Here is a 15,397-nt window from a genome sequence, read left to right as displayed (position 1 = left end):
ACTTCGGATGGACGGGAGGTGAGAAGCGATGGCACGAGGCCAGCAGTCCAACCGCGCCCTCGTCAAGGAGGCTGCGCGCGCCCTGGACCAGTTCAAGTACGAGGTCGCCTCGGAGATCGGCGTCAACCCGCCCCAGAGCGGTTACTGGGGCGACCTCCCCGCCCGCCAGTGCGGTGCGGTCGGCGGCAACATGGTGCGGCGCATGATCCAGCTGGCGGAGCAGAACCTCTCCAGCCAGTACCCGGGCACCACCACGCGGTAAGCCGGCCGCCCGGCGGCGCCGGCGTACCGCGGATCGCCTGAGCGCGTGACCAGCCTGTCCTGTGGCGTTGGCGGAAGGATCCGTGGCGCGGATCCTTCCGCCTTATAATGGCTTTGCATGAGGAAAAGGATGCGGTCCGCGGCCGCGCGAGCGCGGCGGACCTGGTTGCCGGCCATACTCCTGGCCCTGCTGGCGGCCCTCCCTGTGCGGGGGGGAGCCGGCATGGTGCCGGCCCCGCCGGCGCTGGCGGCGACGACGGCCACGGCGCCCTCGGGCCAGTCTTCGGCGGCCGGGCGCGATCCCGCCGAGCTGGAGCGGGAGGCGCAGGCGATCGAGCAGCTGCTCCGCTGCCCGGTCTGCAACGGCGAATCGGTGGCCGAGTCGCAGACGGCCGAATCGGCGCAGATGCGCGCCGAAATCCGGCAGATGCTGGCCGAGGGGAAGACGCGCCAGCAGATCCTCGACTACTATGTGCGCAACTTCGGCATCTGGATCTTGAACGAGCCGCCGCGCCAGGGACCCTTCCTGGCCATCTGGCTCCTGCCGCTGGTGGCGCTGCTGGGGGGCGGGGCGGCGCTGGCCTTCTGGCTGCGCAGCCGACTTCGGTGGCCGTCCCCGGAGGGGGGCGGCGCGGCCGGTGGTGGCGGCGGGAGAGCAGCGGAGCCGGTGGCCGCGCCGAACGGGAGGACCGGCAGCGAGGCCGGTTCTCCCGGAGGCGGGCACGGGGCCGACGAGGTCGAGCGGGAGCTCCGCCGCTGGCTCTGAGCGGATCCCGCGAGAGACGGCGGCCGGCGGTTGGCGGCCGCCGGCGGTATGCTGGACGAGGAGGGGGTGAAGGCGGATGCGGGGGGACCGGCAGGTGGCGGAGAACCGGAAGGCCCGGCACGACTACTTCGTCGAGGAGACGGTCGAGGCCGGCCTGGTCCTCACCGGCACGGAGATCAAGTCGATCCGCGCCGGACACGTCAACCTGCGCGACAGCCACGCCATGATCCGGAACGGCGAGGCCTTCCTCTACGGCATGCACATCGCCCCTTACGAGCAGGGAAGCCGGTTCAACCACGATCCGCTCCGTCCCAGGAAGCTCCTCCTCCACCGGCGCGAGATCGACCGGCTATACGGGCGAGTCCGCCAGCAAGGCTTCACCCTGGTCCCGCTCAACCTCTATATCAAGCGGGGACGGGCCAAGGTGGAGCTGGCGCTGGTCCGCGGGAAGAAGCAATATGATAAGCGGCGGGCGATCGCCGAGCGCGACGCGCGGCGCCGGATCGAGCGGGCGTTGCGCCAGCGGTGAGGTTCGCCGGAAACGGACGCCCTGGAACATGTACGGGGGTGAGCAGGCTCGACGTGAGCCGGGCTGGCAGGAGCAGCGAGCCGAGCACCGCGCCTCGTGAAACCGCGGAACGCACCCATTAGGTGCCGACGAAGAGTACGCACTGGCGGCTTAACGCAGCACGCCACGTCAACGGCTGACCCGCCTGCGGTCGCCGGCTGACGTCACCTAGCAGGCTGGTCACCGTCCCCCTCCCCGCGGGGGCGGCGACGAGACCCCGGCGGGGTGGCCGCCGCCGAGCCCGCCCTCGGGCGCGGCGCCGGCGAGATTCCGTACGAGGGCTACGCTCGTAGAATCCCTGTGGGCCCGTTCACGGACCGGGGGGGCAGCTCCCCCGCACCTCCACCAGATTTCTCGCCGGCGCCGGGTCGACCGGCGCCGTTCCTGTAGCCGGCGGCGGCCGCCGCCGGATCGCATGAAGGAGGCGGAGTCCCTTGCAGCAAGGCGCCCGCCCGCGCCTGGTGCTGGCCACGCACAACCCGGGCAAGGTGGGGGAGCTGGTGGCGCTGATGGCCTCGCTGGGCGTGGAGACGGAGCGGATCGAGCTGATGACGCTGCGCGACCTGCCCGGTCACGCCCTGCCCGAGGAAGACGGCTCCACCTACGCGGAGAACGCGCTGATCAAGGCGCGCGCCGCCGCCCGCGCCAGCGGCGCCTGGGCGCTGGCCGACGATTCGGGCGTGGCCGTCGACGCGCTGGGCGGCCGGCCCGGCGTCCACTCCGCCCGCTGGGCGGGTCCGGAGGCGACGCCCGCCGAGAACAACGCCAAGCTCCTGCGCGAGATGGAGGGCGTCCCGCCCGGGGCGCGGGGCGCCACCTTCCACGCGGCGCTGGCGCTGGTGGCGCCCGACGGGCGCGAGTGGGTGGCCACCGCGGAGACCCGCGGGCGGATCCTGGAGGCGCCGCGGGGCGAGAACGGATTCGGCTACGACCCCCTCTTCCTCTTGCCCGAGTTGGGCAAGACCTACGCCGAGCTGGAGGGGGAGGAGAAGAACCGTTACAGCCACCGCGGCGCCGCCATGCGGGCGCTCGTCCCCGTCTTGCGACGCCAGCTGCTCGGGTGCTAGCCTTATGATTCGCGGAGCGTGGCGCAGCTTGGCAGCGCGCCTGCCTTGGGCGCAGGAGGTCGCCGGTTCGAATCCGGCCGCTCCGACCATCCGTTTTGCGCCAGCGGCCTGCTCTCGCCGGTCCGACCCTCCGATCGTCCCCCCGCAGCCAGCGCGGGCGCGTCTCCTCGTTCCCGTCACCGGCTGGCGCCGGAGCCGAGACGTGCCTCCAGGAAGGCCTTCAGCGCCACCGCGTTGTTGTGCGCCTCGTCGCGCGCAGAGTAGAGCAGCGTCACGTCGCCGGCACGCGCCGCCTCCGCGAGCGGCCGCCAGGACTCGGGCTGCGCCTCCAGCTCGGCGCCGTAGCGGCGCTGGAACTCCTCCCAGCGCGCGGGATCGTGGGCGAACCAGCGGCGCAGCCCGTCGGAGGGAGCCACTTCCTTCAGCCACCGGTCGATCCGCGCCGCCTCGCGCCGGAGGCCGCGCGGCCAGAGCCTGTCCACCAGGAAGCGGAGCCCGTCCCGCTCCTCGGCCGGTTCGTAGACGCGTTTCACCCGGATCATCACCTCGCCTCCCCGCGGCGGGTGGAAGCGGTCCTCACCGCCGCCTTGTATGCTAGCGCGCCCGCTCGACAGGCGCAGTGACGCGCGGCACAATAGGAAGGCTGGCGGGGCAGGGTCCCTGCCCGCGCGGTGGCGCCGGGGCGACCGGCCAAGTACAATGGGGCTGCCCGTGCGGGATTCCTGCGGGTGTAGCTCAACGGTAGAGCACCGGCCTTCCAAGCCGGGTACGCGGGTTCGACTCCCGTCACCCGCTCCAAGAGTGGGCGCCCGTAGCTCAATGGACAGAGCGTCGGCCTTCTAAGCCGCTGGTTGCAGGTTCGACTCCTGCCGGGCGCGCCAGAGCGGTTTCGCGGTGGCTGTAGCTCAGGTGGTCAGAGCGCCAGGTTGTGGCCCTGGAGGCCGTGGGTTCGAGTCCCACCAGCCACCCCAGGTTTTCCGGTTGGGGCGTCGCCAAGCGGTAAGGCAGCGGTCTTTGGAACCGCCACTCGCAGGTTCGAATCCTGCCGCCCCAGCCATCTCTCCGCGAGGATGGTGGAACTGGCAGACACGCGGGACTTAGGATCCCGTGCCCGCAGGCGTGAGGGTTCGAATCCCTCTCCTCGCACCACGGTCTTGTTCCATCCCGGTGAAGGCAGGGGCGGCGGGCGCCGCCCCTGCCGGCTCCTGCGGCGGCCTCGCCCCGGGGCCGGACGCTCCCGCGCCCGCGCGCGGGCGGGCCCCGGGGGCCAGAGGGCCGCGGGGAGCGATGCTATAATGAGCCGTGCCTGCGGGGTCTGGTGCCGAAAAGGTAAGCGCGAGGCTGCTTCGCGGTTTCCCGCCGTACCTGGGCGATCGCCCGCGGAGAGGAGGGCCGCCGGTTTGCGCAGCACGCTCGAGAAGAAGGAGAAAAGCCGTGCCGTTCTGGAGATCGAGGTGGACCCGCCGCGCGTCGAGCAGGCGCTCGACCGCGCCTACCGGAAGCTGGTCCGCCGCGTCAACATCCCCGGCTTCCGCAAGGGGAGGGCGCCCCGAGGCCTTCTCGAGCGGTACCTGGGTGAGGCGGCCCTCTGGGACGAGGCCGTGGACGAGCTGGTCAACGAGGCTTACAGCCAGGCCATCGAGGAGAACGGGCTCGAGCCGGTGGCCGCTCCGGACGTCGACATCATTTCGATGAAGAAGGGTGAGCCGTTCACCTTCCGGGTGACGGTGGACATCCGCCCCGAGGTGGAGCTGGGCGACTACCGGGAGCTCAAGCTGGAGCAGCAGCCGGTGGAGGTGAGCGACGAAGAGGTGGAGGCCGACCTCCAGTCGCTCCGGGAGCGGTTCGCCGAGCTGGTGGCCGTTCCCGACGAGGCCGCGGCGGAGAAGGGCATGTTCGCCACCATCGACTTCCGCGGCGAGATGGACGGGAAGCCCATCCCGAACGGCGACGCGCAGGGGTACATGGTCGAGCTCGGCTCGGGGACCCTTCTTCCGGAGATCGAGACGGGCATCGAGGGGATGCGGCCCGGCGAGGAGAGGAGCTTCCCGGTCCGGTTCCCCGACGACTACCCGCAGACCTCCCTGGCGGGGAAGGAGGCGACCTTCACCGTCAAGCTCCACGAGCTGAAGCGGAAACAGCTGCCGGAGCCGGACGACGACTTCGCCCGCTCCGTCGAGGAAGAGGCGGAGACCCTGGAGGAGCTGCGCGCCATCCGGAAGCGGCGGCTGCGCCAGCTCAAGGAGGCGCAGCAGCGCCGCGAGCTGGAGCGGCAGGCGGTGGCGCGGGTCGTGGAAGGGGCGCGGGTGGAGGTGCCCGACTCCATGGTGGAGCATGAGCTGGGCCACCGCCTGGACGACCTGCGCAGCCAGCTGGGCCGGCAGGGGTTGAGCCTGGAGGAGTTCCTGGCGCAGAGCGGCCGGACGCTGGAACAGCTGAAGGATGAGCTCCGGCCCCAGGCCCTGGAGGACGTGAAGGCGGACCTGGTCCTGAGCGAGGTGGCGCGCCGGGAGGGCATCGAGCCCACCGACGCGGAGATCGACGAGGAGATCGAGGCGATGGCCGCCGCATACGGGGAGGAGGCCGGCTCGGTGCGCAAGGTGCTCAACCAGCCTGCCAACCGGGTTGGCGTGGCCGCCGCCCTGGCGAGGAGGCAGGCCGTCGACCGCCTGGTGGAGATCGGCCTCGCGAACGTGGAGAATGGAGACGGCGAGGCGGGTCGGGAGAGCGGGAGCGAGCAAGGCCAGGAGGAGGTCCGAGAGGGATGACGAGCTACAACGCGCTGGTCCCCATGGTGATCGAGACGACCAACCGCGGCGAGCGGGCGTACGACATCTACTCCCGCCTGCTGCGCGACCGGATCATCTTCATCGGCACGCCCATCGACGACACCATCGCCAACCTGGTCATCGCCCAGCTGCTCTTCCTGGAGACCGAGGATCCGGATCGCGACGTCTCCGTCTACATCAACTCGCCGGGCGGCTCCGTCGACGCGGGGCTGGGGATCTACGACACCATGCAGTACATCAAGCCCGACGTCTCCACCATCTGCGTCGGCGTCGCCATGAGCATGGCGGCGGTCCTCCTGGCCGGCGGCGCTCCCGGCAAGCGCTACGCGCTGCCCAACTCGAAGATCCTGATCCACCAGCCGTGGACCGGAGGCCTCCAGGGGCGTGCCACCGACATCAAGATCTACGCCGAGGAGATCATGAAGGACCGCCAGCGGATCAACCGTATCCTGGCCTACCACACGGGTCAGGATATCGAGAAGATCAACACCGACACGGAGAAGGACTACTTCATGTCGGCGGACGAGGCCAAGGCGTATCACCTGATCGACGACATCCTGATCCCCCGGTCCAAGCGTAAGGAGCGCTGACGGGCTTGGCAGGAAGGAGTGGGGGCCGCATGTTCAAGTTCACCGAGGAGAAGGGGCAGCTCAAGTGCTCCTTCTGCGGCAAGTACCAGGACCAGGTGAAGCGCCTCGTCGCCGGACCCGGCGTCTACATCTGCGACGAGTGCGTCGAGCTCTGCAGCGACATCATCGAGGAAGAGCTCAACGAGGAGGCGGAGTTCGATCTCCGCGACGTGCCGAAGCCGCGCGAGATCAAGGAGATCCTCGACCAGTACGTGATCGGCCAGGAGAGCGCCAAGAAGATCCTCTCCGTGGCCGTCTACAACCACTACAAGAGGATCAACTCCCGCAGCAAGAGCGACGACGTCGAACTGCAGAAGTCCAACGTGGTCCTGATCGGCCCCACCGGCTCCGGCAAGACGCTCCTTGCGCAGACGCTGGCCAAGATCCTCAACGTGCCCTTCGCCATCGCGGACGCCACCAGCCTGACCGAGGCGGGCTACGTCGGCGAGGACGTCGAGAACATCCTGCTCAAACTGATCCAGGCCGCCGACTACGACATCGAGAAGGCCGAGCGCGGCATCGTCTACATCGACGAGATCGACAAGATCGCGCGCAAGTCGGAGAACCCGTCCATCACCCGCGACGTCTCGGGGGAGGGCGTGCAGCAGGCGCTGCTCAAGATCCTGGAGGGGACCGTGGCCAGCGTGCCGCCCCAGGGCGGCAGGAAGCATCCCCACCAGGAGTTCATCCAGATCGACACGACCAACATTCTCTTCATCGTCGGCGGCGCCTTCGAGGGACTGGACAAGATCATCCAGCGGCGGCTGGGCCAGCGGGTGATCGGCTTCAACTCGGAGCTGGTCAGCAAGGCGGACCCGCGCATCGGAGAGATCCTCTCCCACGTGTTGCCGGAGGACCTGCTCAAGTTCGGGATGATCCCCGAGTTCGTGGGCCGCGTCCCCATCATCGCCACGCTGGACAACCTCGACGAGGAGGCGCTGGTCCGGATCCTGACGGAGCCGAAGAACGCCCTGGTCAAGCAGTATCAGCGCTTCTTCGAGATGGACGGCCTCGAACTGGAGTTCGACAGCGACGCCCTCCGCGAGGTGGCGCGCCAGGCGCTGGACCGGAAGACGGGCGCGCGCGGTCTCCGTGCCATCCTGGAGAGCGTCATGCTGGACGTGATGTACGAGATGCCCTCGCGGACGGACGTGGCCAAGATCCGCATCACCGTCGACGCCGTGCGGCGGCTGCGGGAACCGGACGTCGTCCCGAAGGAGCGGGTCAAGGCGGAGACGGCGTGACCGCTCTCCGGCGACGCCCCGGCGTGCCGCGGGCCGGCCGCGCCTCAGGTCGACCGTCAGGAAGGACGGAGGAGAAGCGAAGATCTCATTCACCGGATCCCGTCGCGCTGCGACGGGATCCGGTGCGTCCAGGCCCGCCCGGGTGGGCTTGGCAGCTTCCGCGGCGGCCGCTGCAAGGCGCCGAGTCGCTCAAGTCCGGTGAAGTCCGGCCGAACCAAAGCGATGAGAAGGACGTCGAGCGGGAGGTGCGCCGGTGAACGACTGGAAGTATATGGATACGGGGGGGGGGGGGCACCTTCCTGAAGTAGTCAAAACGGTTTCCCCCTACGCCGTTGACACGTTCACCGACCTCTACCGCCACGGCGATGGAGTCGGTGGTCCGCTCCTCGTGGGCGTGGTCAGCCTGACCCCCGACGCCGTCGAGCGGATGGGACCGGAAGTGGCCGGGGGCTTCACCGCCGAGCTGGCGGCCCGCCTGGCGCGAGCGCTGAAGGGCCGCGCCTCGGTGACGCACCTCTATCCCGGAAGCCGCGAACTGGTCCTCATGGCGACGACCGGGGCGACGGAGACGGCGGGGTGGCGAGACAGCCTCGCCGGGGCGGTGGCCCGTCTCTGCCGGGGACCCGCCCTCGCCGCGTACGCGGTCCGGCCGGGGGACGTGAGGGTGACCGGCAGCGAGGTTCGCCGGCAGCCGGGGACCGACCCGGCGGTGGTCTTCGACTCGGTCCTTCACCGCCTGGCCGGCGACGTGGACGGCGCCCGCGCCGGCGGTGCGGAGGCGGAAGCGGAAACGGCACTGGCGGCGCTCCAGGAAGCCCTGCAGGGTCGGGGCTTGCGCCTCGCGCGACAACCCATCGTCAACCTGCACGACCGCTCGATCTACGGCTACGAGGTGCTGATCCGCGGCCCGCAGGATTCCCCCCTGGAACAACCGGACGCTCTCTTCGCACTGGCCGGCGAGCACGCCGCGGCGCGCCGGCTGGAGACGGTCTGCCGCCGCACCATTCTTCGCTATCAGCCCGCGGACCTGGCCGACGGCCGGCGGCTCTTTCTGAACGTCAACCCCATCGCCTCCCTCCGGGAACTCGTGGACGTATTGCACCAGAGGACCTATGAGCCGCGTCACCTGGTGGTCGAAATCAGCGAGAAGAGCGTCTTCGATCATCCGAGCCAGCTCCGGGAGGAGCTGCGGATGCTGCGGGCGCTCGGTGTGGAGATCGCGCTGGACGACGTGGGCACGGGTCACACGGGTTTGCAGGTCCTCGCGCTCTTCCAGTGGGACTACATCAAGATCGACGCCACGGTCACGCGCCGCGCCCGGATCGAGCCACGCTTCGCCGCTCTGTGCAGCGCCTTGAAGTGCTACGCCGCCGAGGTCGGAGCCAGGGTGATCGCGGAGGGGATCGAGACCGCCGACCAGTACGCGTTCTGTCGCGACCGGGGGCTGGAGCTCGGCCAGGGGTACCTGTTCGGTCGTCCGGTTCTCTGGCGGTGACAGCCGGATGCGTCTCGTTCCGGTCTCCGTGCGCGCCGTCGGCAAGCGCCTGGCTCGGCCCATCTACGCCGAGACAGGCAAGCCGCTCCTGGAAGCGGGGGTCACCCTGACGGAGCGATATATCGAGGCACTTGCCGCCCGTGGCGTGCAGGGCGTGTACGTCGAGGACGCGCTGGCGCCCGACCTCGATCCGGCGGAGGACGCGCTGTCGGAGCGCACCCGGGTGGATGCGACCGTGGCAGTGCGCAAGGTCTTCGAGAAGGCGGGGGAAGGCGATGGCACGCCGATGCGGGAGGTCGTCCCCGTCGTCGAGGCGATCGTGGACGAGGTGTTCACCGGCAAGAGCACGGTCATGGGTCTCTACCTCATGCGCGATTACGACGAATTCATCTACGCCCATGGCGTCAACGTCTGCGTCTACTCGGTGGCGCTTGGGGCGACCCTGGGCCTGAGCAAGGTCAAGTTGGTCGAGCTCGGCACCGGCGCCCTCTTGCACGACCTGGGCAAGATCCGCTTCCCCCCGGGGCTCAACGACAAATCGCCGAGCGAGATGGACGAGGCCGAGCGGATCGTGTACGAGCAGCACACCACCGACGGCTATAACATGATCCGTTCGGACCCCGAGCTGAGCCTGCTCTCCGCCCACGTGGCCTACCAGCACCACGAGCGATGGGACGGCCAGGGATTCCCCCGCCGCCTGCGGGGCGACGGCATCCACCTCTACGGGAGGATCGCGGCGATCGCCGACGCCTTCGACAACCTGACGAGCCGACGTCCCGGACCATGGGAGCCCCTCCCGGAGGTGAAGGCGGGCGCGAAGCTGCTCGAGGCGGCCGGAGGTGCCTACGAACCGAGGCTCGTCAGCATGTTCTTGAAGCAGCTGGCTCTCTATCCGGTGGGTACCATCGTGCGGCTCAGCAACGGCTTCCTGGGTGTCGTCTCGCGCTCGGTGCGCGGCGACCCCCTGCGGCCCTGGGTGCGTGTCTTGGCAGACGGGCGGAACGAGAGGCTGGCACCGTTCGAGCTCTCTCTGGCCGAGAACAGGCACCTGGAAATCGCCGCGGTGCTCCCCGAATATCCCCCCGAGCTGGCTGGAACCGAGGTGCAGGGGTAGCCCGGCATGCCGGGGGCCGCGCTCCACCAGCTGCGTCTGGGCGGGCCGACGACGGAGTGCGGGAGCCGTGGCCCGCGGACCGTTCGGGGCCGGGCCGGGCCGGTGGCGACGGGGGTGCCCGGCGGGCAGGACGAGGGACTCCGACGGTGGAATGGACACCCGGGGCAGGTACAGGGGTACGACGTCCGTACAGGCCCGGTGGCGGGGCAGGCGAAGGCTTGACGCTCCGGGTGGTCTCGTAGGGGCTCCGCACGGACGCGGGGCAGAGGCCGGCCTGGCCCGAGAATGGTTGGGAAGAAGGTCCTTGCATGGCGACTCCGTCTTCACCGCTCCGCCGGTTCGCGCGATTCACCGTCGTCGGTGTTGGGAACACCCTGGTCGACTTTCTGCTCTTCAACCTGCTCCTCCACACCGCGATGCTCCTCGGGTGGGGCGGCTCCCGCCCGGGGTCCGTGCCGGCGCCCCTCGCCGCAGGACTCAACGCCGTCTCCTTCGGCGTCGCCCTTCTGAACAGCTACCTGTGGAACCGGAGTTGGACCTGGCGCGGCAGCCGGGCCAGTTTCCCGCGCTTCGTCCTGGTCAGCCTCGCCTCGGCGGGAGCGAGCACGCTCGTGCTCGCCCTTTGGATGGCCCTCTGGCCCAAGCCGCCGAATGTGAGCTGGCTGACGTGGCTCCTGCTCCACCGCGCCGCGCCCCCGATTTCGGGCGTCCTCTGGATCAACGCGGGGAAGGCGATGGGTGGGGCTGTAAGCCTGGTCACCAACTACGTGGGCTACAGCCTCTTCTCGTTTCAGCGGGTCTACCGGCTCGAACCCCTCGGTGGGGGCGTCGGCGTCCCCGTGCCCGTCGGCGACCCGGCCCGAGCGGGAGAGGGAGAGTGTGCCCCCGAGCTGAGCCTGGTCATTCCCGCCTACAACGAGGCGCAGCGTCTCCCCGCCACGCTCGGCCGGATCGCGGACTGGGTCGCAGCCTGGGAGCGAGACCGCGGATGGCGGCCGGAAGTGGTCGTGGTGGACGATGGCAGCAGCGATGCGACGCCCGAGCTGCTGGCCCGGTTCGCCGCGCGACACCCGTGGCTGCGCGCCTATCGGCTCGAGCCGCACGGCGGGAAGGGCGCCGCGGTGCGGGCAGGGCTCGGGGCGGCCGGCGGCCGGTATGCCGTCATGTCGGACGCCGACCTGGCTTTCGGGCTGGAACCGGTGGGACAGGTGCTCGGGGTGCTCCGCGAGGGGGCGGACGTGGTCGCGGGACGGCGCCTCGGCGAAGGCAGCGGCCTGCGGGCCGTCGGCCACCGGCTCTTCCAGTGGGCCATCCGGCGGCTTGGACTGGATACGGTGGCCGACACGCAGTGCGGGTTCAAAGGCTTCCGCATGCAGCGCGTGCGCCGGCTGCTGGCGCATCTGCACGTGGACAACTTCAGTTTCGACCTCGAGCTCCTGTTCGTCGCCCGCCGGAACGGCCTCCGCATCGTCGAGGTGCCGCTCCGATGGCGTCAGGTGGAGGCGTCGACGGTCCGGCCCGGCCGGGATGCCGCGCGCATGCTCCTGAGCGCCATGGGCATCTGGGCACGGGGCAAGTGGGGCCACGCTTACAACGCGGAGGGGGCCGGCAGGGAGTCGACCCGGGCGTGACCCGGCGGCCCCGGTCCGCGCCGCTTTCGGCGTGGATCGTCGACGCCTCTGCGGGCGCCGCCGCGAGCGCGGCTCTCGCCCTCCTGCTCGCCGCGGCCGGAGACGCCCTGGTGCGGGTGTTGCCGTACGCGGTCCGCACGGCCTGGTTGCGTCCGCTCCTCTCCGGGCTCTTCTTCCTCGTGGCCTCGGCCGTCGCCGGATGGGCGAGTCTCCGCTCACTCCCTCGCGGGGGCGGCGAGCGCCGCTCGGGGTGGACGACCCTTCTCCTGGGTGGCTTCCTCGGTGGCGCCGTGCTGACGTACGCCCTCACCCTGGCTCCGGACGGGCCTGTGCCCATGCACCACCTGGCCTGGTCCGCGCTGCTGGCGGTGCCCATGCTGGTCGTCGTGCAGCTTGCCGGAGGCCTGGCGGCGCAGGTGGCACAGGCGCGGAGCCAGGGCCGCCCGGCCGAGATCGAGCGCCTCTTCCGAGGCACTGTCTGGGCACTTGCGCTCTCGGCGGGCGCACTCTTCACGGCGGTCAAGATCTACCAGTACCGTCACTGGCTGGTGGGCGCCTGGGATCTGGGCATCTACTTCACGGCGATGGCCGCCATCGGGCGCGGCGACTGGCTCGGGAGGACCTCGCTCGTCGGGGGGCCCGTCCTCACCGACGCCGGGCAATGGATCCTCTACCTGCTGGCCCCGCTCTTCCGGATCGGCGGACCGGTCGGTGGGCCGTGGCTGATGTTCGCGCTGCAGGGATTCGCCTTGGGTGTCGGTGCGGTTCCCCTCGCCCTCATGGCCTGGCGCGCCTGGGGGCGATCCTGGTGGGCGCTCGCCATGCTCCCGGCCATCTGGGCCTTCCCGGGCACGGTGGCCACCGTCGCGATCGACTGGCACCCGGACACGCTGGCCTTCGCCTTCCTGACGTGGGCCCTCTGGGCGCACGATCGCAACCGGGCGCACCTGTACTACGTGCTGGTGGCGCTGGCGCTCCTCAGCAAGAACCAGGCGGTCGTGCCGGTGGTGGGGATGGCGCTCTGGCAGCTGATCGCTGCGTTTCGCCGGAGGGACGGCCTCGGGCTCCGGCGCGGGCTGGTCACGCTGGCCGTCTCGCTCGGCTTCTTCCTGCTCAGCGAGGAAGTGGTCCTGCGGGTGCTGGGGCCGGGGGACAAGACGCTTCTCGCGAACTACGGCCACCTCGGTGCGTCCGTCCCGGCCATCCTGGCCAACCTCGTCCTGCATCCGGGCTCCCTCCTCGACGCGGTCGCGAAGCACGCGGACACCTGGGCGCTCCTGCTCGGCTCGCTCGCCTGGCTTCCGCTTCTGGCACCGGTGCGCGCCCTGCCGGCGCTCGCTGTCCTCCTGGTCGACAGCCTCAGCCGCTTCCCTTTGCCCAACCTGCCTTACAGCCAGTACCCGCTCTGGGCCCTCCCCTTCCTGGCGGCGGCGACGGTCGACGCCGCCAGCGGGACCGCCCGCCGGTTCCGGTGGGCTCCCGAGGCGACGGCGGCGCTGCTCCTCGTCGCCGCCACCGTCGTCACCGTGCACTGGAGCCTGCCCATGGAGCTCTGGAGGTTCCGACCGCCCGCCCCCCGGGTGGTGGCCGCCCTGGACGCGGCCGTGCGGCGGATCCCCGCCGACGCCGTCGTCTACGGCCAGACCGGCACGGTCGGGCATCTCTGGGACCGGCCCTGGGTGGGGGCGGAACCGTACGACACCTTCTCCGGGCTTCTCCACCAGGCCAGGCGAACGGAGAGCCCGGTGTACGTGCTCTTCGCTCCCGGCGTCTCGTACGCGCCCATCGTCCCGCTCGACGCCCAGTGGGCCGACCTCCGCGCCATCCTGGCCTCGCACGCGTTCGAGCCGCTCTTCGTCCGGGACGGCGTCTATCTCTATCGCTCCACGGCGCCAGCCTCCCGGCTCGAGACAGGCGGGAAGGGGCGCCCCGCCACGCCGGGCACGGGACCGCCGAACAGGTGAAGCGTCAAATGCTCATCCTCGGCAGTGTCCCGGGAGCCGCTGAACACGGACGTGACCGCCGCGCGGCGGGGGCGGCAGGGATGCGTACGCGGCGCGAGGGGTGAAGGGCGGGGGCCGATGAAACGGGCGAAAGATCGGTTCAAAAGGCCGGTTCAGAGGAAGACGAACCCCGCTGGAGGCCGGACCGGTTCGAAGGGCGTGAACCCGCGCGGCGGTGTTTCGTCTGAACCATAGAGGCACGGCAGGCGTCCAAGGGGGCTGGCGGCGACGGAGACGGAATCCGTCCGCCCCGGGGTGGGGGCGGACGACTGGAGCGGGCGGTTGCTCCGGTTCTTCCACAACCACGGCGTGGAGGCGCACCGGGCCGAGGAACTGGCGCAGGAGGCGCTGGCCCGCGCCCTGGCCGTCCTTGGTTCGGAGCGCGCTCCCCGCAACCTTGCCCCCTGGCTCTACCGGGTGGCCTCCAACCTCCTCCGGGACGAGTGGCGCAGCGCCTACCGCAGGAAGGAGACGCCCGTCGACACCGTGCCGCCGGTTCCCGGCGACGTCGAGACCGATCCCGAGGCCGTCCTCCTGGATCGGGAGCGGCGCGCGAGGCGGCGGCGGGCGGTCCGGGCCGCGCTGGCCGGGCTTCCTCCCGATCTCCTCGAGGTGGTGGTCCTGCGCTTCTACCGCGGCTGGCCGGTCCGGGCGATCGCGGAGCAGCTGGGGCTGCCCGAGGGCACCGTCAAGTCGCGGCTCTACCGGGCCTACCGCCGGCTGGAGTCCGATCTGGAGCCTCTGCGGGGGGACGAGCGATGAGGGGCCGTGGCCAGAGGGACCGGGACGAGGAGCGCCTGGCCGCCGAGGTTGCCGCCGAGTTGCGCGAGGAAGCGGTGCGCCGCGGCGACGCTCCCCCGGCGCCGCGCGAGGTGCTCAGCCTGCTGGGTCTGGTGCGGGAGGAGCTCGCCGAGGCGGAGCTGCAGCGGCTCGGGCTGGCCGCGCTCGGGCGCCTCGTGGTGGCCGAGGCGCGCTTTCTGCCGGCGGCCTTCTGGGGCATGGAGGCCGGGCTGGTGCTGCTGGCCCTGGTGGCGGCCGACCTGCTGGAGCGGCTGCGAAGCCCGCTCGATGCATGGGCGCTGGCCGCCCCCTGGCTCGGCACGGCTGCCGTGCTGGCCGGTTTCTGGCCCCGGCGGGGAGCGTGGCAGGAAGTGCAGGCACTCTCGCCCCTGCCTGCGGCACTCCGCCTGCTGGCCAAGGCGGGGGTGGCGCTGGGCGCCGCCCTCGTCCTCCAGACCGGAGCCGGTCTTATCGCCGGCTTCCAGCAGACCGGCTGGTCCGTGGCCCCCGTGGTTCGACTCGTCCTCCTCCGGGATGCGCCGCTGCTGCTGGCTGCGGGGTGGTCGCTGCTCACCACCCGCTACCTGGGGTCGTGGGGCGGGTTGCTCGCTTCCTTGGGCCTTTGGGTCGCACTGGAAGGTTTCCTGCCCTGGGCAGGTTCGCTCGCCTTCTTCACGCTCCAGCCCGGGCCGGGCGGCGCCGCCTTGGCCGCCTCCATGGCGGCGGCCGGCCTGGCCATGGCGGCTCTGGCGCTGCGCGGGGCTGCCCGATGGCCGGCGGTTGGATGGGGTCGGGACGGCTAGGGCTGCGCCGGCGGACGCAGGTGGGGAGCCATGATGGGCGACGCGTTCAGCAGCGGATCCGGGCGGGGTGGCCAGTCGGGCGGGGCGATCCTCCTGCGGCGGCTGACCGTCTCCTTTCCGGGGCGGCCGCGCGCGCCGGCGCTGCAGGCGGTCTCCGCCCGCATCCTTCCGGGTGTGACGTGGCTGGTGGGTCCAAGCGGCGCGGGGAAGAGCACCCTCCTGCGCGTGCTCGCCACGCTCCTGCGGC

General features: G+C 71.0%; 15 protein-coding genes, 6 tRNA genes and 1 other RNA gene. 21 read left to right on the top strand and 1 reads right to left on the bottom strand.

Going from position 1 to position 15,397, the window contains the following annotated elements:
* Positions 1-28 precede the first annotated feature (28 nt).
* The 6 genes from QJR14_03155 (at position 29) to QJR14_03130 (ending at position 2,751) form a co-directional block, all read left to right on the top strand.
* Positions 29-262: an alpha/beta-type small acid-soluble spore protein gene (locus QJR14_03155; protein ID MDI3316608.1), complete on the top strand. Its 234-nt coding sequence runs from the start codon at positions 29-31 to the stop codon at positions 260-262.
* Between the two features lie 225 nt (positions 263-487).
* Complete coding sequence (locus QJR14_03150) at positions 488-1,027, top strand: cytochrome c-type biogenesis protein CcmH (protein MDI3316607.1); 540 nt, start codon at positions 488-490, stop codon at positions 1,025-1,027.
* 76 nt (positions 1,028-1,103) lie between these two features.
* Positions 1,104-1,556, top strand: coding sequence for an SsrA-binding protein SmpB (gene smpB / locus QJR14_03145; protein ID MDI3316606.1), 453 nt, complete (start codon positions 1,104-1,106; stop codon positions 1,554-1,556).
* Positions 1,557-1,590: 34 nt separating this feature from the next.
* Positions 1,591-1,943, top strand: a transfer-messenger RNA (tmRNA) gene (gene ssrA, locus QJR14_03140).
* 86 nt (positions 1,944-2,029) lie between these two features.
* On the top strand, positions 2,030-2,662 hold the full coding sequence (gene rdgB / locus QJR14_03135; protein ID MDI3316605.1) for an RdgB/HAM1 family non-canonical purine NTP pyrophosphatase: 633 nt from the start codon (positions 2,030-2,032) through the stop codon (positions 2,660-2,662).
* Positions 2,663-2,674: 12 nt separating this feature from the next.
* Positions 2,675-2,751: transfer RNA gene (locus QJR14_03130), tRNA-Pro, on the top strand.
* An 87-nt stretch (positions 2,752-2,838) separates the two neighbouring features.
* Here the strand turns inward: QJR14_03130 and QJR14_03125 are convergent.
* On the bottom strand, positions 2,839-3,204 hold the full coding sequence (locus tag QJR14_03125) for a DUF488 domain-containing protein (GenBank protein ID MDI3316604.1): 366 nt from the start codon (positions 3,202-3,204) through the stop codon (positions 2,839-2,841).
* Between the two features lie 182 nt (positions 3,205-3,386).
* Between QJR14_03125 and QJR14_03120 the strand changes: the two genes are divergently transcribed.
* From QJR14_03120 to QJR14_03050, 15 genes are all read left to right on the top strand, one after another.
* Positions 3,387-3,460 (top strand) — tRNA-Gly (locus QJR14_03120).
* Between the two features lie 7 nt (positions 3,461-3,467).
* Positions 3,468-3,543 (top strand) — tRNA-Arg (locus QJR14_03115).
* 13 nt (positions 3,544-3,556) lie between these two features.
* Positions 3,557-3,633 (top strand) — tRNA-His (locus tag QJR14_03110).
* Between the two features lie 11 nt (positions 3,634-3,644).
* A tRNA-Gln gene (locus tag QJR14_03105) sits at positions 3,645-3,719 on the top strand.
* Positions 3,720-3,726: 7 nt separating this feature from the next.
* Positions 3,727-3,811, top strand: a tRNA-Leu gene (locus tag QJR14_03100).
* A 251-nt stretch (positions 3,812-4,062) separates the two neighbouring features.
* A complete protein-coding gene (gene tig, locus QJR14_03095; GenBank protein ID MDI3316603.1) occupies positions 4,063-5,430 on the top strand; it encodes a trigger factor in 1,368 nt (455 codons plus the stop codon).
* The gene (gene clpP, locus QJR14_03090) at positions 5,427-6,041 is read left to right on the top strand and encodes an ATP-dependent Clp endopeptidase proteolytic subunit ClpP (GenBank protein MDI3316602.1); all 615 of its coding nucleotides are present in this window, start codon (positions 5,427-5,429) and stop codon (positions 6,039-6,041) included. Before tig ends, clpP begins: the two co-directional genes overlap by 4 nt.
* Before the next feature lie 29 nt (positions 6,042-6,070).
* Positions 6,071-7,324: an ATP-dependent Clp protease ATP-binding subunit ClpX gene (gene clpX / locus QJR14_03085; GenBank protein ID MDI3316601.1), complete on the top strand. Its 1,254-nt coding sequence runs from the start codon at positions 6,071-6,073 to the stop codon at positions 7,322-7,324.
* A 253-nt stretch (positions 7,325-7,577) separates the two neighbouring features.
* Positions 7,578-8,819 carry an EAL domain-containing protein gene (locus QJR14_03080; GenBank protein MDI3316600.1) on the top strand — a complete coding sequence of 414 codons (1,242 nt, stop codon included), beginning with the start codon at positions 7,578-7,580 and terminating at the stop codon, positions 8,817-8,819.
* Between the two features lie 7 nt (positions 8,820-8,826).
* Positions 8,827-9,933 carry an HD-GYP domain-containing protein gene (locus tag QJR14_03075; GenBank protein MDI3316599.1) on the top strand — a complete coding sequence of 369 codons (1,107 nt, stop codon included), beginning with the start codon at positions 8,827-8,829 and terminating at the stop codon, positions 9,931-9,933.
* 308 nt (positions 9,934-10,241) lie between these two features.
* Positions 10,242-11,564: a glycosyltransferase gene (locus QJR14_03070; protein ID MDI3316598.1), complete on the top strand. Its 1,323-nt coding sequence runs from the start codon at positions 10,242-10,244 to the stop codon at positions 11,562-11,564.
* On the top strand, positions 11,561-13,528 hold the full coding sequence (locus QJR14_03065) for a DUF2079 domain-containing protein (protein ID MDI3316597.1): 1,968 nt from the start codon (positions 11,561-11,563) through the stop codon (positions 13,526-13,528). Before QJR14_03070 ends, QJR14_03065 begins: the two co-directional genes overlap by 4 nt.
* A 321-nt stretch (positions 13,529-13,849) precedes the next feature.
* Positions 13,850-14,329: an RNA polymerase sigma factor gene (locus tag QJR14_03060; protein ID MDI3316596.1), complete on the top strand. Its 480-nt coding sequence runs from the start codon at positions 13,850-13,852 to the stop codon at positions 14,327-14,329.
* Positions 14,326-15,150 (top strand): hypothetical protein, encoded by an 825-nt coding sequence (locus tag QJR14_03055; GenBank protein ID MDI3316595.1) that lies wholly within the window; start codon positions 14,326-14,328, stop codon positions 15,148-15,150. The genes QJR14_03060 and QJR14_03055 overlap by 4 nt, the downstream gene beginning before the upstream one ends.
* Before the next feature lie 33 nt (positions 15,151-15,183).
* A partial coding sequence (locus tag QJR14_03050) for an ATP-binding cassette domain-containing protein (GenBank protein MDI3316594.1) occupies positions 15,184-15,397 on the top strand: 214 nt, incomplete at its 3' end.

Source organism: Bacillota bacterium (assembly GCA_029961055.1).
Classification (GTDB): domain Bacteria; phylum Bacillota; class Sulfobacillia; order JAIMAT01; family JAIMAT01; genus JAIMAT01.
This window is presented reverse-complemented; position numbering and strand designations above follow the sequence as displayed.

Bases quoted from the DNA above. Each gene is read 5' to 3' on its own strand.
- QJR14_03075 (MDI3316599.1), top strand. From the start codon at position 8,827: ATGCGTCTCGTTCCGGTCTCCGTGCGCGCCGTCGGCAAGCGCCTGGCT.
- clpX (MDI3316601.1), top strand. From the start codon at position 6,071: ATGTTCAAGTTCACCGAGGAGAAGGGGCAGCTCAAGTGCTCCTTCTGC.
- clpP (MDI3316602.1), top strand. From the start codon at position 5,427: ATGACGAGCTACAACGCGCTGGTCCCCATGGTGATCGAGACGACCAAC.
- smpB (MDI3316606.1), top strand. From the start codon at position 1,104: ATGCGGGGGGACCGGCAGGTGGCGGAGAACCGGAAGGCCCGGCACGAC.
- QJR14_03070 (MDI3316598.1), top strand. From the start codon at position 10,242: ATGGCGACTCCGTCTTCACCGCTCCGCCGGTTCGCGCGATTCACCGTC.
- QJR14_03055 (MDI3316595.1), top strand. From the start codon at position 14,326: ATGAGGGGCCGTGGCCAGAGGGACCGGGACGAGGAGCGCCTGGCCGCC.
- QJR14_03125 (MDI3316604.1), bottom strand. From the start codon at position 3,204: ATGATCCGGGTGAAACGCGTCTACGAACCGGCCGAGGAGCGGGACGGG.
- QJR14_03155 (MDI3316608.1), top strand. From the start codon at position 29: ATGGCACGAGGCCAGCAGTCCAACCGCGCCCTCGTCAAGGAGGCTGCG.